Raw genomic sequence first — 22,699 nt, 5'->3', positions numbered from 1 at the left:
GCGCAGGCCGGGGGCTTCGCTGCCCCCGAGGCGTATCGCGCTGATCACCGCACCAGGCTATCCCCCCTGCACCCACAACCGTCATGAGCCGCATATGTACAAAAGAAGGCCTCGAACTTTGACACTCTGGACATCGCACAGGATCGTTCCCGCACGTAAGGACACACACCCGGGCAGGCGCGCTCGCGGACCGCCCGGTGCGGGCCCGGCCGAACGGTGCGCCGTAGCCCGGTGCGGGGCTCTGCCGGCCGGTGCGGTGCCGCCCGGTGCGGGGCTCAGTCAGCCATCAGTTCGGCCAGCGCGACGGCTTCGGCCAGGGTGTCGACCACGGGCACACCCGCCGTCTCCAAGCTGCTGCGGCTGTGCGAACCACCGGTGTAGAGCACGGCGCGCGCCCCCACGTGGGCGGCCGCCACGGCGTCGTCCACCGCGTCACCGATGACCACGGCGGACTCGGGGGCGATGCCTCCGAGCACCTCGAAGTGGCGCGCCATGTGCTGCGCCTTGCTGCCGCCGGAGGGGCCGGTACGGCCGTCGACCCGGACGAAGTGGCGCTCGATGCCGAAGCCTCGCACCACCGGGACCAGGTGCTCGTGACCGTACATGCTCAGCAGCGACTGGCTGCGGCCCCCGGTGCTCCACCGGACCAGCAGCTCCTCGGCGCCCTCGGTCAGACCGCAGGCCGCCCGCTGCTCGGTGTAGTGGCGGTGGAAGAGGCCGTCCATCCGCTCCCACTCGGCGGGGGTGGGGAGCCTGCCCATGAGCCGCTCGTAGAACGTGGGTATCGGCACGCAGTACGTCTCGCGGTACTGCTCCAGGGTGAGCGGTGCCAGGTCGACCTCCGCGAACGCGGCGTTCGTCGCGCCGAGGACCGCGGTGATGTCGTCGAGCAGTGTGCCGTTCCAGTCCCAGACCAGATGTGTGCGGTGCTTCCCCGATGTCGCCATGGAGAAAAAATACCCGCCCGGTACGACAGTCACCCGGGCGGTCGCCGCGGGCGGTCACCCGGGCACGGGACTCAGCCGATCAGCCCGGGGATCTCCTGGATCCCGAACCAGAGGAGCTCGTGGTCCTCCGCGCCGTCCACGGTGAACAGGGCGTCGTCGTCACCGGCGTCCGCTGCCCCCAGCGCGGCGGCCGCCGCGGTGACGTCCTTCTCGGCGTCGTCGGCGTCCACGTGCACGGCCGCGGCCTTCGAAAGCGCCACCGCATCCGCGATCCGCACCTCACCGAGGGAGGACGCGTCCAGGATCTGGTCCGGATCGGCGACAGCCGCCCCGTCCGGCACGTCGAGAGCGACGACGACCCGGCGCCGGGTCTCGTCCGGCCTGCCCGCGATCAGCCGCAGCGACGCGGAGGCCGCCCGGTTGAGCGCCGCGTACTCCAGTTCCTCGATGTCGTCGGAGACGTACCACTCACGCAGGCCGGGCGTCACGGCGTAGGCGGTGAGCGGCCCCGGTCCGACCTCGCCCGCCGCGTGCGCCGCGGCGAGACCGGAGAGGGTCAGAGGGACGTACACACGCATGGCTGACCGCTTTCGTAGTCGATGACGCCCTCAGGATACGTGCGACGTCCCCCTTCGGGGTCGCTCGTCCGGCCCGGTCCGTCCACCGCGCGACGGCCGTCACCCCCGCCCCCGCCTTGCGGCACCGGGCCCGCCACCCGGATAGGTGATCCCGCCCGCCGCCCCGGTCGGCCCTCCCGCCGGTTGCGGGGCCGGTGACCGGCCCCGTAGAAGATCCCCAGCAGAAGTTACCGCCCGGTACTCACCGGGCTCCGGACAGCAGCCACGGGGGCTACGAGCATGAGCACGGACAGGACGAGGCCGGCCGGACGACGCGACCGCACCAGGCCGGGGACCGTACCGACGCAACGGCCCCGGAGGCCGCTGCGCCCGCACCAGTGGTTCGCCGAACGCCTGCTCGCGGTGCTCAGCGGCCAGCGCCCGGTGCACTGGATGCTCGGCCACACGATCGGCGAGGCCTACGACCAGCTCGCCGAACTCGCCCCGGACGCCCCGCTCGGCGCGGGCTCCAGGCGTCCGGTCGTACGCACCTGCCACGGCAGCCGCCCCGCCACGGGCGTGGTCGAGGCCTTCGCCAGCATCGCCACGGGCGAGCAGGTCCGCGCCATGGCCTTCCGCCTGGAACAGGGCGCCGACCTCCGGTGGCGGTGCGCCGCGATCGATCTGGGCGGCGAACGCCTCCCCGCGGTCCGGTAGCGGAACCGCACCGGCCGCCGGCAGGGGCGGGGCCGCGCCGGCCGCCGGTGCGAGCGTGGCGATCGAGGGCATACCCGCCGAAGCCGCACAGAGGCGTTGGCAGCCCTCGGGCGCCCTCCCCGCCCCTCGGTGTCCACCGGGCCGCCCCGGGCGCGGAGAGGCCCGGGAAAACGGCCTGGCCCGGACACCGAGCGGTGTCCGGGCCAGGCCGGTCTGTCCTCTGCTGCGCGCGCTACTTCTTGCGGCGGCGGCCACCCGTGCTCTTCTGCGCCTTACGGCGCTCCGCACGCGTCATGCCGTCGCCCTCGGACCGGGCACCGTCGTCGTTCGAGAAGTCGCCCTCGACGACGCCGCCCTCCCCGTCCACCGTGGGAGCGGAGAAGTGGAGCCGGTCCGGACGCTGCGGCGCGTCCAGGCCCTTGGCGCGGATCTCGGGGCGGGCCGCCCCGGCGGCCACCGGCGCGTCCTGCTTGTCGAGGGAGGTGCCCTCCTGCACCGGAACCTCCTCGACCTGCTGCTCGACCTGGACCTCCAGGTTGAACAGGTAGCCGACGGACTCCTCCTTGATGCCCTCCATCATGGCGTTGAACATGTCGAAGCCCTCGCGCTGGTACTCGACCAGCGGGTCCTTCTGCGCCATGGCCCGCAGGCCGATGCCCTCCTGGAGGTAGTCCATCTCGTAGAGGTGCTCACGCCACTTGCGGTCCAGGACGGACAGCACCACGCGCCGCTCCAGCTCGCGCATGATGTCCGAGCCGAGCGTCTTCTCGCGCTCCGCGTACTGCTCGTGGATGTCGTCCTTCACCGACTCGGCGATGAAGTCCGCGGTCACCCCGGCCAGGTCGCCCGCGGCCTCCTCGAGCTCCTCGACCGTGACCTTCACCGGGTAGAGCTGCTTGAACGCGCCCCACAGCCGGTCGAGGTCCCACTCCTCGGCGAAGCCCTCCGCCGTCTCCTGGCGGATGTAGTCGTCGATCGTGTCGTCCATGAAGTGGCGGATCTGGTCCTGGAGGTCCTCGCCCTCCAGGACGCGGCGGCGCTCGCCGTAGATGACCTCGCGCTGCCGGTTGAGCACCTCGTCGTACTTCAGGACGTTCTTACGCGTCTCGAAGTTCTGCTGCTCCACCTGCGACTGCGCGGACGCGATCGCCCGGGTCACCATCTTGTTCTCGATGGGGACGTCGTCGGGGACGTTCGCCATCGACATGACGCGCTCGACCATCTGGGCCTTGAACAGGCGCATCAGGTCGTCACCCAGCGACAGGTAGAACCGGGACTCGCCCGGGTCGCCCTGACGGCCGGAACGGCCGCGCAGCTGGTTGTCGATGCGCCGCGACTCGTGCCGCTCGGTGCCCAGCACGTACAGCCCGCCGAGCTCCTTGACCTCTTCGAACTCCGCCTTCACGGCCTGCTCGGCCTTCTCCAGCGCGGCGGGCAGGGCGGCCGCCCACTGCTCGACGTGCTCCACGGGGTCGAGACCGCGCTGGCGCAGCTCCGCCTCCGCGAGGTCGTCGGGGTTGCCGCCGAGCTTGATGTCCGTGCCTCGGCCGGCCATGTTCGTGGCGACCGTGACCGCGCCCTTGCGCCCGGCCTGGGCGACGATCGTCGCCTCACGGTCGTGCTGCTTGGCGTTGAGGACCTCGTGCTGGACACCGCGCTTCGAGAGCTGCTGCGAGAGGTACTCGGACTTCTCGACGGAGGTCGTGCCGACCAGGATCGGCTGCCCCTTCTCGTGCTTCTCGGCGATGTCGTCGACGACGGCGGCGAACTTCGCGACCTCCGTGCGGTAGATCAGGTCCGACTGGTCGGCGCGGACCATCGGCCGGTTCGTCGGGATCGGCACGACGCCGAGCTTGTAGATCTGGTGGAACTCCGCGGCCTCGGTCATCGCCGTACCGGTCATGCCGGAGAGCTTGCCGTACAGGCGGAAGAAGTTCTGCAGGGTGATCGTGGCGAGCGTCTGGTTCTCGTCCTTGATGTCCACCCCTTCCTTCGCCTCGATGGCCTGGTGCATGCCCTCGTTGTAACGGCGGCCGGCGAGGATACGGCCGGTGTGCTCGTCGACGATCATGACTTCGCCGTCGATGACGACGTAGTCCTTGTCCTTCTTGAAGAGTTCCTTGGCCTTGATCGCGTTGTTGAGGTACCCGACGAGCGGGGTGTTCACCGACTCGTAGAGGTTGTCGATCCCCAGCCAGTCCTCGACCTTGGCGACACCGGGCTCGTGGATGGCCACGGTCCGCTTCTTCTCGTCGACCTCGTAGTCGCCGGTCTCCTCGATGCCCTTCAGCGGGTTGCCCGCCTCACCCCTGGTGAGACGCGTGACCAGCTTGGCGAAGTCGCCGTACCACTTGGTGGCCTGGTCCGCCGGCCCGGAGATGATCAGCGGGGTACGGGCCTCGTCGACGAGGATCGAGTCGACCTCGTCGACGATGGCGAAGTTGTGGCCGCGCTGGACGAGCTCGTCCTGGGACCACGCCATGTTGTCGCGGAGGTAGTCGAAGCCGAACTCGTTGTTCGTGCCGTACGTGATGTCGCAGGCGTACTGCTCACGGCGCTGGGCCGGAGTCATGTTGGCGATGATGCAGCCGACCTCGAGGCCGAGGAACTTGTGCACCCGGCCCATCATCTCGGAGTCGCGCTCGGCCAGGTAGTCGTTGACCGTGATCAGGTGCACGCCCTTGCCGGAGAGCGCGTTGAGATACGCGGGCAGGGTACCGACGAGGGTCTTGCCCTCACCGGTCTTCATCTCGGCGACGTAGCCGAGGTGCAGGGCGGCACCGCCCATCATCTGGACGTCGTAGTGGCGCTGTCCGAGGACACGCTTCGCGGCCTCACGGACGGTCGCGAATGCTTCGGGAAGCAGGTCGTCCAGGCTCTCGCCGTCCGCGTACCGTTCCTTGTACTCGTCGGTGAGCGCCCGCAGCTCGGCGTCGGAGAGGTTGACGAAGTCCTCTTCGATGGAGCTGACCTGGTCCGCGATGCGGTGCAGTTTGCGCAGGATCTTGCCTTCGCCTGCACGCATGAGCTTGTTGAAGACGGACACTGAGGCTGGTCTCCTTGCCGGTCGGGCCTGGCACTGGGTCGTGTGATGGACTCTGGCGCGGGCACGGCAGGTGGGCCCCACCGCAACGGCCATCGTAAGCGAGGACCCCGCCACGCCGGGAGGGCTGCTGCCGCGTTCTCCCCGCCGCACCCTTCCAGGACAACGCCCGGGAGGGACGGAAGGTGCCGGGAAGCACCGAAAAGTGCTCGCATCCAGGGCTCCGCATCACCAGAATTCCCGCATGGAACCCACCACCCTCACCACGGAACGCCTGCTCATGCGGCCGTTCGCGCCGGAGGACACGGATGCGGCGTACACGGCCTGCCAGGATCCCGAGATCCAGCGCTGGACAGTTGTGCCGTCTCCGTACACACGTGCCGACGCGGAGCTCTTCACCGGAAAGCTGTCACCCTCGGGCTGGCAGGACGACACGATGTACAACTTCGCGGTGCTGCTGCGGGACGGCGGGCCGCTCGTCGGCGCACTCGGCGTCAACCGCTGCGCCCTCCCCGGCACCTACGAGATCGGCTTCTGGACGGCGCGCGAGCACCGCGGCTCGGGTTACACGACGGAGGCCGTGCTCGCGGCCGCCCGCTGGGCGTTCACCGGCCTCGCCGCGGACCGCCTGGAGTGGCGGGCGGAGATCGGCAACACACCGTCCCGGGCGGTCGCCCTCCGTGCCGGGTTCCGCATGGAGGGCGACCAGCGGTCGGCGCTCTTCAACAAGGGGATACGGCGTGACACCTGGAGCGGGGCGCTGCTCCCCGCCGATCTGGGCCTGCCCGGCACCCACCCCCATCGGCCGGCCTCCGATGTCGGTGGGGCGCTCTAGAGTTCGGCGCATGACGTCTGTGCCGCAGCCCGTTCTGGAACTCTCCGCCGACCAGGCACGCCGGATCGCCTTGCGCGCCCAGGGCCTCCTGGGTGCCCCGGACCGACGGGCCGGGGTCCACGGAGTGCTGCGCCGGCTCGGCGCGGTCCAGCTCGACACCATCTCCGTCCTGGCCAGATCCCACGAGCTCGTGCCGTACGCGCGCCTCGGCGCACTCGGCCGCCGCACGGTCGACGAGGCGTACTGGTCGGGGGGCCGCTCCTTCGAGTACTGGTCGCACGCCGCCTGCATCCTGCCGGTCGAGGAGTGGCCGCACTTCGCGTTCCGGCGCCGCGCCTACCGCTCCCGGCCGCACTGGAACCACGACCTGCCCGACGGCACCTACGAGACGGTGATCAAGCAGCTGCGCGCCGAGGGCCCGCTGACGGCGACGGAGCTGGGCGGCGCGAAGAACGGCGGCGAGTGGTGGGACTGGTCCGCCTCCAAGGTCGCCGTCGAGCGTGCCCTGATGTACGGCGAGGTGGTGTGCACCGAGCGGCGCGGCTGGAAGCGGGTCTACGACCTGGCCGAACGCGCCATCCCGGACGCCGTGCTCCACGACGACCTGGACGACGCGGAGTGCCTGCGCCGGCTGGTCGCCCTGGCGGGCAGGTCGCTGGGAGTCGGCACCCGGGCGGACATCGCCGACTACCACCGGCTCAAGGCCGAGCAGTTCGACGCCGTCGTCGCGGACTCGGGGCTCGTTCCCGTGTCGGTGCGGGGCTGGGCGAAGCAGGCATGGGCGGACCCCGAGGCCCTGGCCTCGGAGCCGCGCGGACGGCACCGCACGACGCTGCTGTCCCCCTTCGACTCGTTGATCTGGGAGCGGGCGCGCACGGAGCGGATCTTCGGTTTCACCCATCGCCTGGAGGCCTATGTGCCCCGGCCCAAGCGGATCCACGGCTACTTCGCGATGCCTCTGCTGGCGGGCGGCATGCTGCGTGGGCGGGTCGATCCGGGCAGGGAGGGGACCACCCTGGTCGCCCGCCAGGTGTCGCTGGACGGCGCGAAGGCGGTTGCGCCGATGGCCGCGGCCCTGGTGGAGGCGGCGTCCTGGGTCGGCTGCACCGATGTGCGGCTGGAGCGCGTCGACGCACCCGAGCTGCGCGAGCCGCTCATGGCCGAGATCGCCCACGCCCTCGCCTGAGGCGACTCGCGCGCCGGTCCGGCCTGGCAGGGGCCTACTGCCCGCCCAGGCGGAGCACGGCGATCACGTACAGGGTCACGGACACCGTCTGCAGAAAGAAGGCGAGGATCGTGTGCCCGGCCGGCCCCTGCCCCGGGGCGAGGCCCAGATGGACCCGGGCCGCCCTGCTGACCCGGGGCGCGGGGATGCCTCGCGCGGCGTTCGCCTCCGCCTTCTCGACCGCCCGGCGCAGCTTCTTGAGGCTCCTTGGCGTCGTCACTCCCAGGCGCACGCCATGGGCGTCACGCACGAGCAGGATCCGGTGCGCACCGCCGTACGAGAAGGCCGTCACCAGCCGGACGCCGGTGAGCCGGTCGAGATCGACGGACCGCTCTCCGGTCAGGGTGCGCGCGGTCAGGTGCGACGACGTGTGCCGGAACGGTGCCTGTTCCTCGCACAACGCGGGCAGAAGGACGAAGACGATCACGGACAGGAGGCCGAGCACGAGAGGCGTGCCTTCGGGGAGCACCCCCGCCCCGGCCAAGGCGCGGCCGCCGAACGGCAGCAGAAGGACAGCCACCGCCAGGCCCGATCCCCAGCGTGCCCGCGCCACCGCACGAGAACGCTCCACGCCGCTGATCTCGGTCGCCACCGCCGACCCCCCGGGTGCTTTCGGGCTCTTCCCGTTCTCCACACTTCTCCGCGGTTCTCCGCGGTGCTCTGCGGTGCTCTGCGGTTCTTGCGGAAGGGTGCCCGCGTCCGCCGTCCGCTACCGGATCTCGAGGATCTTCTCCCGCATGGCATAGACCACGGCTTCCATCCGCGAGTGCAGCTGGAGCTTCTCCAGGATATTGCGGACGTGGTTCTTCACCGTGTTCTCGGAGATGAACAATTCCTTGGCGATATCACGGTTGTTCATGCCCGTGGCCACGAGCTTGAGCACTTCCAGCTCCCGCTCGGTGAGTCGCGGCGCGGGGACGAGCCGTCGCTCGTCGGTGCGCTGGATCATCGACTTGAACTCGGTGAGCAGTTTGGAGGCCATCGACGGACTGATCTGGGACTGTCCGTCCGCGACCGCGCGAATGGCGGTGGCCACCTCGTCGGTCGAGATCTCCTTGAGCAGGTAGCCGGTGGCGCCGGCCTTGATCGCCTCGTAGAGGTCCGCCTCCTCGTCGCTGATCGTCAGCATGATGATCTTCGCACTGGGGGCCACCTCCTTGATGGAGGTGCAGGCCTCGATGCCGCCGCGCTTGGGCATCCGCACGTCCATCAGCACGATGTCGGGCAGCAGGTCGGCGGCCTTGTCGACCGCCTCCGCCCCGTCCCCCGCCTCGCCGACGACCTGGATGTCCTCCTCCTGCGCGAGGACGATCTCCAGACCTCTGCGGAAGAGCGCGTGGTCGTCCACCACGAGGACCCTGATGGGCTCCTTGCGGGAATCACCGTCGTCCGCGACGGAATCCGCACCGGCGGCGCTGCCGGCATCGTTCGTCCCGCGCACGGGTCCGAAGGTGTCCGCCATCGTTCCTCCCCCTGAAGGCCACTGCCTGCGGTCACAGGCGGTCCGCCAACGGCAGCGCACAGAGCGCTGATTGGCCTGGGACGCCATGCTTTCATGCCCGGCCGCCGGAGCGGTCCCCCTGTGGTCGCACGTGGTGCCCCCGGACGCGTGCAGACGCTTCCGGGGGCACCACGTATCGGCTGTGAGCGGTGGTGTCAGCCGCCGAGCGCACCGCCCGCGCCGCCCGCCTCGTCGGAGGCCAGCGGGTCGGTCCTCAGGTGGATGACACCGTAGTCGTAGGCGTGCCGCCGGTAGACGACACTGGGCTCCTTGGTCTCGGAGTCGACGAACAGATAGAAGTCGTGACCGACCAGCTCCATCTCGTAGAGCGCCTGGTCGAGCGTCATCGGTGCTGCGACGTGCGTCTTCTCGCGCATCACGAGCGGTCCTTCGCCCTGCACCTCCAGCGAGCCGATCCTCGTGGTGGGCACGGCGGGCGCCGGCTCGTCGGGGATCAGTTCGCCGTCCCCGTTGAACGAGGCCGCGTCCGGCACGACCTCTCCGACCTCGGCCGCGGACAGCCGGCCGCTGCCACGCCTGCTGTAGCGCTTGTCGTGCTCCTTGCGCAGCTGCGTGTCGAGCTTGTCGGTGGCCAGGTCCAGCGCTGCGTACGGGTCGCCTGCCGCCGCTTCCGCCCGGATGACCGGCCCACGCGAGCGGAGCGTGATCTCCACCCTTGCCGCACGGTCGGCCTGACGGGGATTCGGCTCCTTGGACACCTCGACGTCGAGGCTGATCACCTTGCCGTCGAACTTCTGGATCTTGTCCAGCTTCAGCTTCTCGGCCACGTGCTTGCGGAACCGCTCGGGCACCTCGGTCTTGCGGCCCTTGACGACGATGTCCACGCAGAACTCCGTTCCCGGATCGCTCCGCTTCGGCGGCGGAGCATCTCCCTTTTGCACCAGGCCCCGGTGATCGCCGGAGCCGCGGACTCGGTGGCTGTCACCTCCTCCTCCCCCGTCGGCAGGGTCTCCATCCCACCGATTTCCATGCTTCTGGCTTGCTGGTGAGTTACCTGCCCGAAACCTGGTGGCGCATTCGTCGAGGTACGGAATTCACCGTCCCTCACAACCGAACATAGCCTGCCCACCGCCGTGTCGGCACCCGCTACTCACGCGTACCTCCGATCGGGCCGCTTTACCCACTCACTACCTGCAACGATGCAAGTTATTTGTCAGTTCCGGTTTAATTCGAAAGCAGACGGAGAAGCTGCGACAACCGCTGCGCGCAGGGGCTCCGCCGTGCTGCCGTCGGCACGGTCCGCCCCCCGCACGGCACGTACCGCGCGGGCCGCCTCGGCCAGTGAGGACCCGGTCGTCAGCACGTCGTCCACCAGCACGATCCGGGCCCCCTGGAGCAGCCTCCGGCCGCCGTCGGCCACGGCCAGCGCGCCGGCGAGGTTCGCGTGCCGCTCCCCGGCCTTCAGCCCCGCCTGATCGGCCACGGCGCGCCGCTGTCCCAGCACCGCGAGCACCCGGGCCGCCACGCCCCCGCGCCGCAGCGCGGCCGCGGCCGCGAGAGCGATCCTGCGCGCGGGGTCGTGTCCGCGCGCAGCCGTGGCCCGCGGCGACGACGGGACGGGGACGAGCAGCAGAGGCCCCGCGTCCCCCACGTGCCCCGCTCCGGCCCGCACAGCCGCCGCCAGCGCCCCGCCGAGTGCCCCGGCCAGGCCGAGTGCCCCTCGCTCCTTGTGGGCCAGCAGCGTCGCGCGTACGGCGTTCTCGTAGGGGGCCGCCGCGTGGACCATGGGCAGACCCGCGGGCTCGGGCACCGGTCTCACCCTCCGGGGCACGGCGGCCAGCGCGCCGGCGCACTCCTCGCACAGCTCCGTCCGCGGCCTGCCGCAGCCTCCACAGGCCACCGGCAGCACCAGTCCGGCGATCTCCCGCCACCAACTCCGCACAACCCCACTGTGCCGGGGCTGCGGAGACCCGGCCACCCCTGTGGAAAACCCCCTGCGGACCACCGGGCACGTCCCCGGGCGCACCCGTGGACCACCGGGCACGTCCCCGGGCGGAGCCCCCGCTCAGCCCGGGTAGACCAGCGAGGAGCCCTCCTTGAGAACCGTCTGCCAGTTGTCTCCCGGCGACAGCTTCACTATCCCGTCGCTCTCGGTGTCGGCCATCAGCGGCAGTTGCTCGTCGTCGGCGGCGGCGACCGTCGTCACCTGGTTCACACCGGGCAGAACGCCGGAGGACGACGTCGACCCGTCGGCCTGCACGTAACGCACCTGCTGCACACCGCCCTCCTCCTTGCCGACCACCACGAGCCGGCTGCGACCGGACCAGGAAACGGCCGTCACATCGGCGAGTTGCGGGGCGGCCTGGCGCAGGTCCTCGACCGACACCTGCTCGGCATCGCCCGAACCGTGCCGCTCGACCCGGCCGATGCTCAGCGTCGTGTGCCCGTCCCTGGACACCTGCAGGGCGATCCGGACCCCGTCGGCCGACATCCGCAGCCCCTCGATCCGTCCGCCGTCCAGACCGGGTACCGAGACCTCCTGCGGCTCCCCCGCGCCGTCCACGAGACGCAGCAGCCGGGGATCCGCCGGGTCACGGTCGGCGACCCACAGATCACCCCTGCCGTCCCAGCTCGGAGCGGACAGCCGGTCGGAAGGCTTCTTCGCGCGGCTGGTCACCACGGGTGCGGCGGGCTCGCTCTCCTCGGTGAGGGAGGAGACGTACAGATGCTGCTGGTTCGCCGAGACCGCGGCGGCCTGCTCCTCGTCGCGGGCCACACCGACGGCGCTCATGGCCACCGGCCCACTGCCCAGCGGACCGGTCACCGGCTCGGGTTCCCCACTGCCCTTGCTGCTTCCGGGGATGCGCTGCACATGCCCCTTGTCGTCGACGAAGTACTGGCTGTCGGGACCGGCGGAACCGTCGTCCGAAGCGAATTCCTCCGCCTCGTCGGCCCCCAGCGAGCACAGCGGACCCCGCGCGCCCTGCAGCTCGACCTGTCCCACCCGGGCGGACGTGAGGTCCCGCAGGGTGAAGAGCACCTGGGCCGCCATCATCCGGCAGGCCTCCTGCCCCACCCGGTCGGCCTTCTTGTTGAGCGGCACCTTCAGGACGTTCTGGTCGTCCGTCGTCAGGGAGGTGACCCCTGGCTTCAGCGCCGTACCGGCGGGGAAGCGCGAATCGACCACCGGCCGCAGCCAGTTCGACGGGCCTTCCAGCAGCGTCCGTACCGTCTGGGTGGCCGTGTCCATCCGCGTCACGGGATCCGTACGGTTCCGGACGTAGACGGGGTCGGCGACCAGCGCGGACGCGTCGTCGGCACGCCCGGCGGCGAAGTAGTACTTGTTCACGGAGCGGTAGAGACGCTTGAAGTCGGACTGTCCGAGCACCAGCCCGTCGGGCACGATGTCGATGCGCCACTCCTGCTTGCCGTCCGCCCCCTTCTCCTTGACCAGGTGGAGCATCTGGGAGTACTCCGACGGGGCCAGCGGCTGGTACGAACTCTGCGCGTCGACCGCCGCCACCTGTTCGCCGGTCAGGGTGTAGGTGGTCTCGGCGGACCTGCGTTCCTTGTCGTGGATCGTGGGTCCGTTGCGGTTGGGCGCCTTCGCGAGCACCGTGGTGCCCTGGCCCGGCTGCCAGGTGCGCGCGGCCTCCGCGGTCAGATACGTGCGCGTGGTCCGGAAGTCGGGGTCGTCGCTGGTCATGGACTCCAGGAAGCCGTCGACGACCTCGATGGGCGCGGCGCCCTCCCTCGGCGGCACGGCGTACACCTGCACCTGTGAATCACCCGGCTGCGAGGCGTCGACCGGCTTCACGTCGCCGGTGACCGGCATCGCCCCGCACCCGGCGAGCACCACCGCGCCGCATCCGATCAGCGCGGACAGCCGCACCGCCCGGCCATGACCGCCCCGACGGCGTTCACTGTCCACGAGTCGTGTCCTCCTGCTGCGGATCCTGCGTCTCCGGGTCGGCGCCCCCGCCCGGGCGGTCCCCGGCCGGACGCGACACCACACGTGCTCCGTTGCCCGGCAGCGCCGCCGGATGGACCGATGCCGGTGTACGCGCCGCGGCCTGGTTGTGCGCCGGCACCTTCAGATGCGAGTGCGCCGCTGAACCGGTCTGGTTCGGTACGGATGCGCGCCGGCTGTCGGTGGGCCGGGCCGCCTCCGCCCGCTCGCGTTCCTCCCGGTTGCGCCGTGAGTCCTCCGGCTCCAGCGGTATCGGCGACCCGCGCAGGGGCTCGTCGGCCGTGCGCGGCAGCGTCAGCCGGAACTGCGAGCCCCCACCGGGTTCGCCCCAGGCCTGCAGCCAGCCGCCGTGCAGCCGGGCGTCCTCGACGGCGATCGACAGTCCGAGCCCGGTGCCACCGGTGGTGCGGGCACGCGCCGGGTCCGCCCGCCAGAAGCGGTTGAAGACCCGGGTCGCCTCGCCCGGCTTGAGTCCCACCCCGTAGTCCCTGACCGCGACGGCCACGGCACCCTGGGCGACGCCCATGTGCACGATGACGTCCCGGCCCTCGCCGTGCTCGACGGCGTTGACGACGAGATTGCGCAGGACCCGCTCGACCCGGCGCGCGTCGGCCTCCGCGACCACGGGCTGTTCGTCGCCCACCACCCGGATCCGGGTGCCCTTGCGCTCCGCCAGGGGCTCGGCGCCGCCGATCACCCGGTGGACGACCGTACGCAGATCTATCGGTTCGGCCTCCAGCGCCGCGGCGCCCGCGTCGAACCTGCTGATCTCCAGCAGGTCGGACAGCAGCGACTCGAAACGGTCGAGCTGGTCGCCCAGCAGTTCCGCGGAACGGGCCGTGACCGGGTCGAAGTCGACCCGGGCCTCGTGGATGACGTCGGCCGCCATGCGCACGGTGGTCAGGGGGGTGCGCAGTTCGTGGCTGACGTCCGAGACGAAACGCCGCTGCATGCGGGAGAGCTCCTCCAGCTGCTGGATCTTCAGCTGCAGGTTCTGCGCCATCTTGTTGAAGGCCTCGCCCAGGCGGGCGATGTCGTCCTCACCGGTGACCTTCATCCGCTCCTGGAGCCGGCCCGCGGAGAGCCTCTCGGCGATCCCCGCCGCCATCCGTACGGGCGTGACGACCTGGCGCACCACGAACCAGGCGATGGCGCCGAGCAGCACGACCACGAACAGACCCGCCGTGGCCAGTGTCGTCGTGACCAGGGTGAGCGACTTCTCCTCCTGCGTGAGCGGGAAGAGGTAGTACAGCTCGTACGGATTGTGGTCGACGTCGTAGAGCCGCTTGCCCACGACCAGCCCGGGCTCGGGATCCTTGCCGTAGGAGTACCGGATCAACGAGTACGTCTGGAAGGCGCCGGCACCTTCGCCGACGTCGTCCCTCAGCCTCTGCGGAATGCTCGAGGCCTCCACGCTGCCCGAGCCCCGCGGGGCGCGGCTGGTGCCCTGACCCACGGAGTCGGGGCTGAGCGCCACCACGTTGAAGGCGTTCGCCCCACCGCTGGCGAGCTGGTCGACGAGCTCGGTGCGCCAGGAGGTGTTGGCCGTCATGCCGTCGGCGCCCTCCTCGGTCTGGTCCCCGGGGACCAGCGGTGCGTTCGCGTTCGCCTGAGCCGCCGCGAAACCGCCGGCCGCCTGGGTCTGTGCGGCCTTCCCCTTCGCCTCGAGCAGGCCGTTGCGCACCTGTCCGATCACGACGAAGCCCAGCAGCAGCACCACGCCGATCGACATCAGCAGCGTCCCCGCCACGACGCGCAGCTGCAGATTCCGCCGCCACAGCCGGACAGCGGGCAGCAGCGGCCCTCGGATCCACCGCATCAGGAGCCGCGGCACGGGGCCGCCGGGCGTCCGGTCGTGGAACAACCGGCCGCCCCGCAGCACACGGCCGAAACGGGGAGCCCTCCGTGCCGGACCGGCAGCCCGCTCCGGACGGACCCCGGACCCCCCGGGTGGCGGAGCAGCGCTGCCCAGGGTCATGTCAGCTCGGTCCGGCCTTGTAACCGACACCGCGGACGGTCACGACGATCTCCGGCCGCTCCGGGTCCTTCTCCACCTTCGAGCGAAGCCGCTGGACGTGGACGTTCACCAGACGGGTGTCGGCGGCGTGACGGTAGCCCCACACCTGCTCGAGCAGTACCTCACGGGTGAAGACCTGCCACGGCTTGCGCGCGAGCGCGACCAGCAGGTCGAACTCCAGCGGGGTGAGGGCGATGGACTGCCCCTCCCGCTTCACCGAGTGGCCCGCCACGTCGATGACCAGGTCACCGATGGTGAGCTGCTCCGGCGCGGGCTCTTCGGACCTCCGCAGACGCGCCCTGATCCGGGCCACCAACTCCTTCGGTTTGAACGGCTTGACGATGTAGTCGTCGGCCCCGGACTCCAGGCCCACCACCACATCCACCGTGTCGCTCTTGGCAGTGAGCATGACGATCGGCACACCTGACTCGGCCCTGATCAGCCGGCAGACCTCGATGCCGTCCCGTCCGGGCAGCATGAGGTCCAGCAGCACCAGGTCCGGCTTGGCCTCACGAAATGCAGCCAGTGCCTTGTCGCCGTCCGCTACGAACGACGGCTCGAAACCTTCTCCACGCAGCACGATGCCGAGCATCTCGGCCAGTGCGGTGTCGTCGTCGACGACAAGGACGCGTCCCTTCATAAACGACATCATCCCATTAGCTAATCGTTACCTGCGATGACCTGGCACACAGCTCTGCCAGTCCGACCCCCGTGACCGGGGAAATCACACCCTCCTCCGTGACGATCGCCGTGACCAGTTCGGGCGGCGTGATGTCGAATGCGGGGTTGTACGCCTGGGTTCCCGGGGGTGCGACAGCAGTCCCGCCCCCTTCCCTCCCGGCCGGAGCACCCGACACGAATGTGAGCTCCGTCACTTCGGCCGCGGAACGTTGCTCCACGACGATCGATGTACCATCCACCGTTTTCGGATCGACCGTCGTGGTCGGCGCCACGACGACGAACGGCACATGGTGGTACTTCGCGAGCACCGCCAGCGGATAGCTCCCCACCTTGTTGGCCACCGAGCCGTCCGCCGCGATGCGGTCCGCCCCGATGAGTACGGCATCGACCTCCCCCGCCGCAAACAGCGAACCCGCCGCACTGTCCGTGAGCAAGCTGTACGGCAGCCCGTTCCGCCGCGCCTCGTACGCCGTCAGGCGGGCGCCCTGGAGAAGCGGCCGGGTCTCGTCCACCCACAGCTGCCGCAGGCTTCCCTCCCGGTGCGCCCGCAGAGCCACTGCGAAGGCCGTCCCCGCACCGCCGGACACCAGCGCCCCGGTGTTGCAGTGGGTGAGCAGCCGGTGGCCGCCCGCCGGCAGGAGCTCCGTCAGCAGCTCCAGACCGTACTGAGCCATCCGCTCGCTGGCCGCCGCATCCTCCTCGTGGAGGGCCCGTGCCTCGGCGAGGGCCGCCGCGGCAGCCGCCTCCGGGCCGAAGCCGCCCACCACCGCCGCCCGGTACCTCGCTGCCACCCGCCGCGCCCCGTACCCGAGATTCACCGCGGTGGGCCGCGCCTGCTCCAGCAGCTCGGCGGCCTTGGCCACGTCCTCGCCCCGGGCCGCCGCCAAAGCAACCCCGTACCCCCCGGCGATACCCAGCAGCGGCGCACCCCGCACTGCCAGCACCTGGATCGCCCGCACCAGCGCGGGCACGTCGCCGCACACCAGCTCGGCTTCCTCGGCGGGCAGCCTCGTCTGGTCGAGGAGGACCACGGCGGGTCCCCCCGGCGGCTCGTCCCAGCGGAGTACGGAAAGGGCCGGAGGGCCGATACCCACCGGCGTTTGCGCGTCCTGATCAGCCATCTGCCCAGTCTGCCCGCTGAACGGCTCGCGCACGAAGGCAAGAAGGAGATACAGCGCCCGGCCCGCACCGGACCGGCGCGTGGCACGATGGCTGGCAACCTGCCGCCCCGATGAGCGGACAGGACGGTGAAGGAGCAACGATGAACGACTCTCCGGGCTGGGCTTCGCCCGGATCCGCCCCCTCCGACGGCCAGGAGACGGGCATTCCCAGGCCCTCGTCCCCCGTTGACGGAAGCGGTGCCGCCGGACAGTGGTCTCCTGCACAGCCGCCTCCGGGACAGTGGTCCCCGCCGAGCGCTCCCGGCAACGGCCCCGGCGCACCTCCGCCGGCTCCGGGCTGGGGCGGCATGCCGCAAGGGCCTGGCTGGGGCCACGCGCCGATGGCGGCGAAGCCCGGTGTCATCCCGCTCCGCCCCCTGGGCGTCGGAGAGATCCTCGACGGCGCGGTGTCCACGATGCGCACCCACTGGCGGACGGTGCTCGGCATCAGCCTCACCGTCTCCGTGATCGCCGAGATCGTGATCACCCTCGTGCAGCGCTACCTCCTGCCCAAGGAGGAGCCGATCGATCCGAACGCCACAGGCACGGAGGCGCTCCGCCAGGCCACCGACTCGCTCCAGTTCGAGCTGCTCAACAGCGCCCCGACCACCCTCGTCGCGATGATCGCCACGCTGATCACCACCTCGGTCCTCACCGTGGTGATCAGTCGCTCCGTGCTCGGCCGCGGCGTGACACTCTCCGAAGCCTGGTCCGAGGCACGCCCCCGGCTCCTGCCCCTGCTCGGCCTGACCCTTCTGCTGAGCCTCATGAGCGCCGCGATCATGGCAGCCGGCCTGGTCCCTGGCCTGGCCCTGGGCAACGGCGCGGGCGGGCTCGCGCTGACCGCCCTCGGCTTCGTCGCCTCCTGCGTCGTGGTCCTCTGGCTGATGATCCGCTTCACGCTCGCTGCGCCGGCACTGATGCTGGAACGGCAGTCCGTGCTCACCTCGCTGCGCCGGTCCGCCAAGCTGGTCAGGAACAACTGGTGGCGGACGTTCGGCATCCTCGCGCTCACCTACCTGCTGGTCATCATCCTGACCTTGATCATCTCGATCCCGTTCGGCATCATCGCCATGACCGTGGAGAGCGACGGCATCAGCGAGTTCCTGAACAGCACCTCGACGGAGTTCGGCTGGCCCTTCCTTATCATCACGGGCATCGGCGAGGTGATCATCTCGACGCTCGCCTACCCCTTCACCGCGGGAGTGATGGCCCTGCTCTACGTCGACCAGCGCATCCGCCGCGAGGCGCTCGACCTCGACCTCGCACGGGCCGCGGGCGTGCCCGGCTACGACGATCCCAGGAGCTGATGCGGTGACGGGGGTGGGGGGCACCACCGCTGCGGTACGGCTGATCCGGGCGAGCGAGGACATACCCGTGGACATCCCACGGCTACCCGCCCGTGAAGCGGCACGGGACGAACTGTCGGACCCGATGTACCACGAGCACGATCCGAACCTCCTCGAACGCGGCCTCGACCGCTTCTGGGACTGGATCGGCGACCTCTTCGCCGACGCCGCCGGGGCCGCACCCGGCGGCCCGCTCGGGCTCGTCGTGCTCGTCCTCGCCGCCGCCGGTCTCGTCGCCGCACTCTGGTGGAGACTCGGCACACCGCAGCGGGCCCTCCGTCCGCCGGAGGCCCTCTTCGGCAGCACCACTCGCAACGCGCACGACCACCGTGCCGCGGCCGCCGCGCACGCCGAGGCCCGGCGCTGGACGGAGGCCGTCCAGGAACGGATGCGCGCCCTTGTGCGCTCCCTGGAGGACCGGGCCGTCCTCGATCCTCGCCCCGGCCGCACCGCGGACGAGGCGGCCGCCGAGGCGGGCCGGCTGCTGCCGACGCACGCCGACCGGCTCCGCGCCGCCGCCCGCGTCTTCGACGACGTCACATACGGCGGCCGGACCGCGGACGAGGCGGCGTACTCCGCGCTGACCTCCCTCGACCTGGATCTCAGGTCCGCCAGGCCCTTGTCGGCCCACGGCACGGGCCGGGGGGCCACCGGATGACCGCCACCCTTCCCACCACGTCCGATGCCCGCACTCCCCAACAGATCTGGCTTCGCGTCCGGGGGGTGCTGCTCGCCGTCCTCGTCCTCGTCGTCGCCGGAGTGGCCTTCGCCGCTGTCCACTCCGGTGGGCAGCATGGCCGGCTGGATCCCCGCTCCGCGGACCCCTACGGCAGCAGGGCCGTCGCCGAGCTCCTCAAGGAGCGCGGAGTGTCCGTCGACGTCGTCACCACCCTCGACGAGGCCGAGGGTGCGATCGGACCGGACACCACCCTGCTCGTCGCCGGCCCCAACGTCCTCACGGCTCACCAACAGCACCGCCTCCACACGGCCGCCGCCACAGCGGGCCGCACCGTCCTGATCGCCCCGGGTGGCAGCTCCGTCACCCGGCTCGCACCCGGCGTTCGACAGGCCTCGCACGGACCCGTGACCGCCCGCCCTCCGCGCTGCGAACTCCCCGCGGCCCGTACCGCGGGAGCCAGCCACATGGGCGGCATCCACTACGCGACGGACGAGCCCGGCGCCACCTCCTGCTACCAGGACAACGGGTTCGCCCCTGCCCCACTCCTCGTCCTGCCGGGCCGCGGCGCCGGTGACACCGTGCTGCTCGGCTCCCCCGACGTCCTCCACAACGATCGCCTCGACCAGCAGGGCAACGCCTCGCTCGGCCTGCAACTCCTCGGTCCCCACCCGCATCTCCTCTGGTACCTCCCCTCACTCGACGACCCCTCCGCCGCCGAGGGCGGCACGGGAACGGACAACGGCAGCGGTGGCGACGAGGCCGCCGGAGAGAGCGGATTCATCGACCTCATCCCCTCGGGCTGGCTCTGGGGCACCCTCCAGCTCGCCCTGGCGGCCGTCCTCGCCGCAGTCTGGCGCGGACGACGGCTCGGCCCGCTGGTCACCGAACGGCTTCCGGTGGCCGTCCGCGCTTCGGAATCCACCGAAGGACGCGCCCGCCTCTACCGCAAGGCCGCTGCCCGCGACCGGGCGGCCTCGGCCCTGCGCGCCGCCACACGGACCCGTATCTCTCCCCTCCTCGGGGTGGCCCCCCGCGACGCCGATTCCCCCGCGGTCCTCCTGCCCGCCGTCGCCTCACGCCTCAGCACCCCCGGTGGCGACATCAGCACCCTCCTCTTCGGCCCGGCCCCTGCCGACGACGCCGCACTCGTCCTTCTGACCGATCAACTCGACGCCCTCGAAAGAGAGGTACGCACGTCATGAGCGCCCAGACCCCGGAGACCGCCGAGACCGCGGCCACCACAGGGACCCTGATCCCTGCGGGCTCCGACAACGCCCGCGCATCCCTGGAAGCTCTGCGCTCCGAGATCGCCAAGGCCGTGGTCGGCCAGGACCCAGCCGTCACCGGACTTGTCGTCGCGCTCCTCTGCCGGGGCCATGTCCTCCTCGAGGGCGTCCCCGGCGTCGCGAAGACCCTCCTGGTCCGCGCTCTCGCCGCCTCACTCGAACTCGACACCAAGCGCGTCCAGTTCACCCCCGATCTGATGCCGAGCGATGTCACGGGCTCCCTCGTCTACGACGCCCGCACCGCCGAGTTCTCCTTCCAGCCCGGGCCGGTGTTCACCAATCTCCTGCTGGCCGACGAGATCAACCGCACCCCTCCCAAGACTCAGTCCTCACTCCTGGAAGCCATGGAGGAACGCCAGGTCACCGTCGACGGGACCCCCCGGCCACTGCCCGACCCCTTCCTGGTGGCCGCCACCCAGAACCCCGTCGAGTACGAGGGCACCTACCCGCTGCCCGAGGCCCAACTGGACCGCTTCCTGCTCAAGCTGACGGTGCCTCTCCCCTCACGCGAGGACGAGATCAACGTGCTCACCCGCCATGCGGACGGGTTCAACCCCCGCGACCTCGAAGCAGCGGGCATACGGCCCGTGGCCGGCCCCGCCGACCTCGAAGCCGCCCGCGCCGCCGTAGCCAAGACCTCGGTCTCACCCGAGATCGCCGCCTATGTCGTGGATATCTGCCGTGCCACGCGTGAATCCCCCTCGCTCACCCTAGGCGCCTCCCCCCGAGGAGCCACCGCCCTGCTCTCCACCGCACGGGCATGGGCCTGGCTCACAGGCCGGGACTACGTCATCCCGGACGATGTGAAGGCCCTCGCTCTGCCCACGCTCCGCCATCGCCTGCAACTGCGGCCCGAAGCGGAGATGGAAGGAGTCACCGCCGACTCCGTCATCACCGCTGTCCTCGCCCACGTCCCCGTCCCCCGGTGAGGCGGTGACCATGGCCCTCACCGGAAGAGCCGCCTTGGTGGCGGCCCTGGGGTCACTCCCCGTAGGCGTACTGGCCCCGAGCTGGACGGGCATGCTCGCGGTCAATGTCCCGCTCTCACTGGCAATTCTGTGCGACTACGCCCTGGCCGCGCCAGTACGAACGCTGCAGTTCACCCGATCCGGTGACACATCCGTTCGACTCGGCGACACCGCCGCCGTGCAACTCACCGTGACCAACCCGTCCCGGCGCCGGTTCCGCGCGCACCTCCGCGATGCCTGGCCGCCCAGCAGTTGGACCTCGGAAGCAGAACAGGCCGCGTCCCGGCACGAGTTCGCCCTGTCCCCCGGTGAGCGTCGTCGCCTCACGACCCTGCTGCGTCCCTCACGACGGGGTGATCGCCGGGCCGACCGCATCTCCGTCAGGTCGTTCGGACCGCTGGGACTCGCAGCCCGCCAGGGGTATCACCGCGTCCCCTGGACGGTCCGGGTGCTGCCGCCCTTCACGAGCCGGAAGCACCTGCCGTCGCGGCTCGCCCGGCTGCGCGAACTCGACGGCCGTACCAGTGTGCTCACGCGTGGCGAAGGCACGGAGTTCGACAGCCTGCGCGCCTACGTGCCGGGGGACGACACCCGCTCCATCGACTGGCGGGCGACCGCTCGCCAGTCCGCGGTCGCTGTCCGCACTTGGCGTCCCGAGCGCGACCGCCACATCCTCGTCGTCCTCGACACGGGCCGGACGTCAGCGGGCCGGGTGGGCGATGTGCCCCGCCTCGACGCCGCCATGGACGCGACGCTCCTGCTCACCGCACTCGCCACCCGCGCGGGCGACCGTGTGAACCTCCTCGCCTACGACCGTCGTGTCCGGGCCCAGGTCCAGGGCAGGACCGCACGAGGGGACGTGCTGTCGACGCTCGTCGGCGCGTTGGCCACCCTGGAGCCCGAACTCGTGGAGACCGACGCCCGCGGTCTCAGCACAGCAGCACTGGCCAACGCCCCCCAGCGCTCACTGATCGTGCTGCTCACGAGTCTGGATGCCGCTCCCATCGAGGAGGGCCTCCTACCGGTGCTCCCCCAGCTCACTCAGCGCCACACCGTCCTGGTGGCGGCAGTCGCGGACCCTCAGGTCGAGACGATGGCCCGTGCACGGAGCACAGTGGACGCGGCGTACGAGGCTGCGGCCGGCACGCAGACTCAGCTGCAGCGCCGTCGCACCGCGGACCAGCTCCGCCGTCATGGAGTCACCGTCGTCGATGCGGGGCCGGAGGAGCTCGCGCCGGCACTGGCGGACGCGTACCTCGCACTCAAAGCGGCCGGCCGGCTCTGAGCCGTACATGTACCCGGCATCGCGGTCCGTCCCTTGTGGGACAAGGTCCTGTAGCAGCCACCAGGAGGGCCCTGATCGAGCGACTCAGTACAGCTCGTGGTGCCGAGAGGGAAGAAGAGCTGGTGCAGGACAAGCAAGTCCGCTGAGCCGGCTGTGGGGCGGCTTCCGCACGCAGAGGCTCCGTGCAAAAGGCCCCGGAACGCAGAAAAGCCCCGTGCCACAAGGGCACGGGGCTTTCCCGGAATAATTGTTCGGCGGCGTCCTACTCTCCCACAGGGTCCCCCCTGCAGTACCATCGGCGCTGAAAGGCTTAGCTTCCGGGTTCGGAATGTAACCGGGCGTTTCCCTAACGCAATGACCACCGAAACACTATGAAATTAACCAACACCGGGCAACAACACGGCCGTTCGTTATTTCAGAACTAACACAGTGGACGCGAGCAACTGAGGACAAGCCCTCGGCCTATTAGTACCAGTCAGCTCCACCCGTTACCGGGCTTCCACATCTGGCCTATCAAC

General features: G+C 70.7%; 19 protein-coding genes and 2 rRNA genes. 8 read left to right on the top strand and 13 right to left on the bottom strand.

Annotated elements, in window-relative coordinates; genetic code table 11:
• Positions 1-275: 275 nt before the first annotated feature.
• Together ACFC51_RS05495 and ACFC51_RS05490 are read right to left on the bottom strand one after the other, a co-directional pair.
• Entirely contained in the window at positions 276-947 is a 672-nt protein-coding gene (locus ACFC51_RS05495) for an HAD family hydrolase (protein WP_376378602.1), read from the bottom strand.
• Positions 948-1,018: 71 nt separating this feature from the next.
• The gene (locus ACFC51_RS05490; RefSeq protein ID WP_376527088.1) at positions 1,019-1,525 is read right to left on the bottom strand and encodes a DUF6912 family protein; all 507 of its coding nucleotides are present in this window, start codon (positions 1,523-1,525) and stop codon (positions 1,019-1,021) included.
• A 279-nt stretch (positions 1,526-1,804) separates the two neighbouring features.
• On the opposite strand from ACFC51_RS05490, the gene ACFC51_RS05485 reads away from it, so the two are divergent.
• Positions 1,805-2,221 carry an Rv3235 family protein gene (locus tag ACFC51_RS05485; protein ID WP_376378596.1) on the top strand — a complete coding sequence of 139 codons (417 nt, stop codon included), beginning with the start codon at positions 1,805-1,807 and terminating at the stop codon, positions 2,219-2,221.
• Positions 2,222-2,453: 232 nt separating this feature from the next.
• On the opposite strand, the gene secA is transcribed toward ACFC51_RS05485, so the two are convergent.
• Complete coding sequence (gene secA, locus ACFC51_RS05480; protein ID WP_376378593.1) at positions 2,454-5,267, bottom strand: preprotein translocase subunit SecA; 2,814 nt, start codon at positions 5,265-5,267, stop codon at positions 2,454-2,456.
• Between the two features lie 241 nt (positions 5,268-5,508).
• On the opposite strand from secA, the gene ACFC51_RS05475 reads away from it, so the two are divergent.
• Both ACFC51_RS05475 and ACFC51_RS05470 read left to right on the top strand, forming a co-directional pair.
• Positions 5,509-6,099: a GNAT family N-acetyltransferase gene (locus ACFC51_RS05475; RefSeq protein ID WP_376378590.1), complete on the top strand. Its 591-nt coding sequence runs from the start codon at positions 5,509-5,511 to the stop codon at positions 6,097-6,099.
• Positions 6,100-6,109: 10 nt separating this feature from the next.
• Positions 6,110-7,285, top strand: coding sequence for a winged helix-turn-helix domain-containing protein (locus ACFC51_RS05470; protein WP_376378587.1), 1,176 nt, complete (start codon positions 6,110-6,112; stop codon positions 7,283-7,285).
• A gap of 34 nt (positions 7,286-7,319) precedes the next feature.
• Here the strand turns inward: ACFC51_RS05470 and ACFC51_RS05465 are convergent, their stop codons facing one another.
• From ACFC51_RS05465 to mtnA, 8 genes are all read right to left on the bottom strand, one after another.
• On the bottom strand, positions 7,320-7,844 hold the full coding sequence (locus ACFC51_RS05465; RefSeq protein WP_376378584.1) for a hypothetical protein: 525 nt from the start codon (positions 7,842-7,844) through the stop codon (positions 7,320-7,322).
• A gap of 189 nt (positions 7,845-8,033) precedes the next feature.
• Positions 8,034-8,786 (bottom strand): response regulator, encoded by a 753-nt coding sequence (locus tag ACFC51_RS05460; protein ID WP_376378581.1) that lies wholly within the window; start codon positions 8,784-8,786, stop codon positions 8,034-8,036.
• Positions 8,787-8,980: 194 nt separating this feature from the next.
• On the bottom strand, positions 8,981-9,670 hold the full coding sequence (hpf, locus tag ACFC51_RS05455) for a ribosome hibernation-promoting factor, HPF/YfiA family (RefSeq protein WP_376378578.1): 690 nt from the start codon (positions 9,668-9,670) through the stop codon (positions 8,981-8,983).
• Positions 9,671-9,999: 329 nt separating this feature from the next.
• Positions 10,000-10,728, bottom strand: coding sequence for a ComF family protein (locus ACFC51_RS05450; RefSeq protein ID WP_376378575.1), 729 nt, complete (start codon positions 10,726-10,728; stop codon positions 10,000-10,002).
• A gap of 123 nt (positions 10,729-10,851) precedes the next feature.
• Positions 10,852-12,678, bottom strand: coding sequence for an LpqB family beta-propeller domain-containing protein (locus ACFC51_RS05445; protein WP_376527991.1), 1,827 nt, complete (start codon positions 12,676-12,678; stop codon positions 10,852-10,854).
• A gap of 28 nt (positions 12,679-12,706) precedes the next feature.
• Positions 12,707-14,734: an MtrAB system histidine kinase MtrB gene (mtrB, locus tag ACFC51_RS05440; RefSeq protein ID WP_376527086.1), complete on the bottom strand. Its 2,028-nt coding sequence runs from the start codon at positions 14,732-14,734 to the stop codon at positions 12,707-12,709.
• Position 14,735: 1 nt separating this feature from the next.
• Complete coding sequence (mtrA, locus tag ACFC51_RS05435; RefSeq protein ID WP_187282414.1) at positions 14,736-15,425, bottom strand: two-component system response regulator MtrA; 690 nt, start codon at positions 15,423-15,425, stop codon at positions 14,736-14,738.
• Between the two features lie 4 nt (positions 15,426-15,429).
• Positions 15,430-16,575 carry an S-methyl-5-thioribose-1-phosphate isomerase gene (mtnA, locus tag ACFC51_RS05430; RefSeq protein ID WP_376378608.1) on the bottom strand — a complete coding sequence of 382 codons (1,146 nt, stop codon included), beginning with the start codon at positions 16,573-16,575 and terminating at the stop codon, positions 15,430-15,432.
• Positions 16,576-16,715: 140 nt separating this feature from the next.
• Here mtnA and ACFC51_RS05425 point away from each other — a divergent pair, with 140 nt between their 5' ends.
• Genes ACFC51_RS05425 through ACFC51_RS05405 form a run of 5 tightly spaced genes read left to right on the top strand, consistent with a single transcriptional unit; the run spans position 16,716 to position 22,181 of the window.
• Positions 16,716-17,924 carry a glycerophosphoryl diester phosphodiesterase membrane domain-containing protein gene (locus tag ACFC51_RS05425; protein ID WP_376378568.1) on the top strand — a complete coding sequence of 403 codons (1,209 nt, stop codon included), beginning with the start codon at positions 16,716-16,718 and terminating at the stop codon, positions 17,922-17,924.
• A 4-nt stretch (positions 17,925-17,928) separates the two neighbouring features.
• A complete protein-coding gene (locus tag ACFC51_RS05420; RefSeq protein WP_376527084.1) occupies positions 17,929-18,621 on the top strand; it encodes a DUF4129 domain-containing protein in 693 nt (230 codons plus the stop codon).
• Complete coding sequence (locus ACFC51_RS05415; protein WP_376527083.1) at positions 18,618-19,844, top strand: DUF4350 domain-containing protein; 1,227 nt, start codon at positions 18,618-18,620, stop codon at positions 19,842-19,844. Before ACFC51_RS05420 ends, ACFC51_RS05415 begins: the two co-directional genes overlap by 4 nt.
• Positions 19,841-20,857 carry an AAA family ATPase gene (locus ACFC51_RS05410; protein ID WP_376527081.1) on the top strand — a complete coding sequence of 339 codons (1,017 nt, stop codon included), beginning with the start codon at positions 19,841-19,843 and terminating at the stop codon, positions 20,855-20,857. The genes ACFC51_RS05415 and ACFC51_RS05410 overlap by 4 nt, the downstream gene beginning before the upstream one ends.
• Positions 20,858-20,867: 10 nt before the next feature.
• The gene (locus ACFC51_RS05405; RefSeq protein ID WP_376527079.1) at positions 20,868-22,181 is read left to right on the top strand and encodes a DUF58 domain-containing protein; all 1,314 of its coding nucleotides are present in this window, start codon (positions 20,868-20,870) and stop codon (positions 22,179-22,181) included.
• Positions 22,182-22,430: 249 nt separating this feature from the next.
• Here ACFC51_RS05405 and rrf read toward each other — a convergent pair.
• Positions 22,431-22,547 (bottom strand): 5S ribosomal RNA (gene rrf, locus ACFC51_RS05400).
• Between the two features lie 79 nt (positions 22,548-22,626).
• Positions 22,627-22,699, bottom strand: a 23S ribosomal RNA gene (locus ACFC51_RS05395); the annotation flags it as partial.

This window comes from Streptomyces sp. NPDC055962, assembly GCF_042270185.1.
Lineage (GTDB): Bacteria > Actinomycetota > Actinomycetes > Streptomycetales > Streptomycetaceae > Streptomyces.
Note: the sequence above shows the minus strand (reverse complement) of the source record. Positions and strands in the feature narration are given on the sequence as shown.

Excerpts from the sequence above, each read along its gene's own strand:
- ACFC51_RS05495 (WP_376378602.1), bottom strand. The coding sequence starts at position 947 with ATGGCGACATCGGGGAAGCACCGCACACATCTGGTCTGGGACTGGAAC.
- ACFC51_RS05490 (WP_376527088.1), bottom strand. The coding sequence starts at position 1,525 with ATGCGTGTGTACGTCCCTCTGACCCTCTCCGGTCTCGCCGCGGCGCAC.
- ACFC51_RS05485 (WP_376378596.1), top strand. The coding sequence starts at position 1,805 with ATGAGCACGGACAGGACGAGGCCGGCCGGACGACGCGACCGCACCAGG.
- ACFC51_RS05475 (WP_376378590.1), top strand. The coding sequence starts at position 5,509 with ATGGAACCCACCACCCTCACCACGGAACGCCTGCTCATGCGGCCGTTC.
- ACFC51_RS05470 (WP_376378587.1), top strand. The coding sequence starts at position 6,110 with ATGACGTCTGTGCCGCAGCCCGTTCTGGAACTCTCCGCCGACCAGGCA.
- ACFC51_RS05460 (WP_376378581.1), bottom strand. The coding sequence starts at position 8,786 with ATGGCGGACACCTTCGGACCCGTGCGCGGGACGAACGATGCCGGCAGC.
- mtrB (WP_376527086.1), bottom strand. The coding sequence starts at position 14,734 with ATGACCCTGGGCAGCGCTGCTCCGCCACCCGGGGGGTCCGGGGTCCGT.
- mtrA (WP_187282414.1), bottom strand. The coding sequence starts at position 15,425 with ATGATGTCGTTTATGAAGGGACGCGTCCTTGTCGTCGACGACGACACC.
- mtnA (WP_376378608.1), bottom strand. The coding sequence starts at position 16,575 with ATGGCTGATCAGGACGCGCAAACGCCGGTGGGTATCGGCCCTCCGGCC.
- ACFC51_RS05425 (WP_376378568.1), top strand. The coding sequence starts at position 16,716 with ATGAACGACTCTCCGGGCTGGGCTTCGCCCGGATCCGCCCCCTCCGAC.
- ACFC51_RS05415 (WP_376527083.1), top strand. The coding sequence starts at position 18,618 with ATGACCGCCACCCTTCCCACCACGTCCGATGCCCGCACTCCCCAACAG.
- ACFC51_RS05410 (WP_376527081.1), top strand. The coding sequence starts at position 19,841 with ATGAGCGCCCAGACCCCGGAGACCGCCGAGACCGCGGCCACCACAGGG.
- ACFC51_RS05405 (WP_376527079.1), top strand. The coding sequence starts at position 20,868 with ATGGCCCTCACCGGAAGAGCCGCCTTGGTGGCGGCCCTGGGGTCACTC.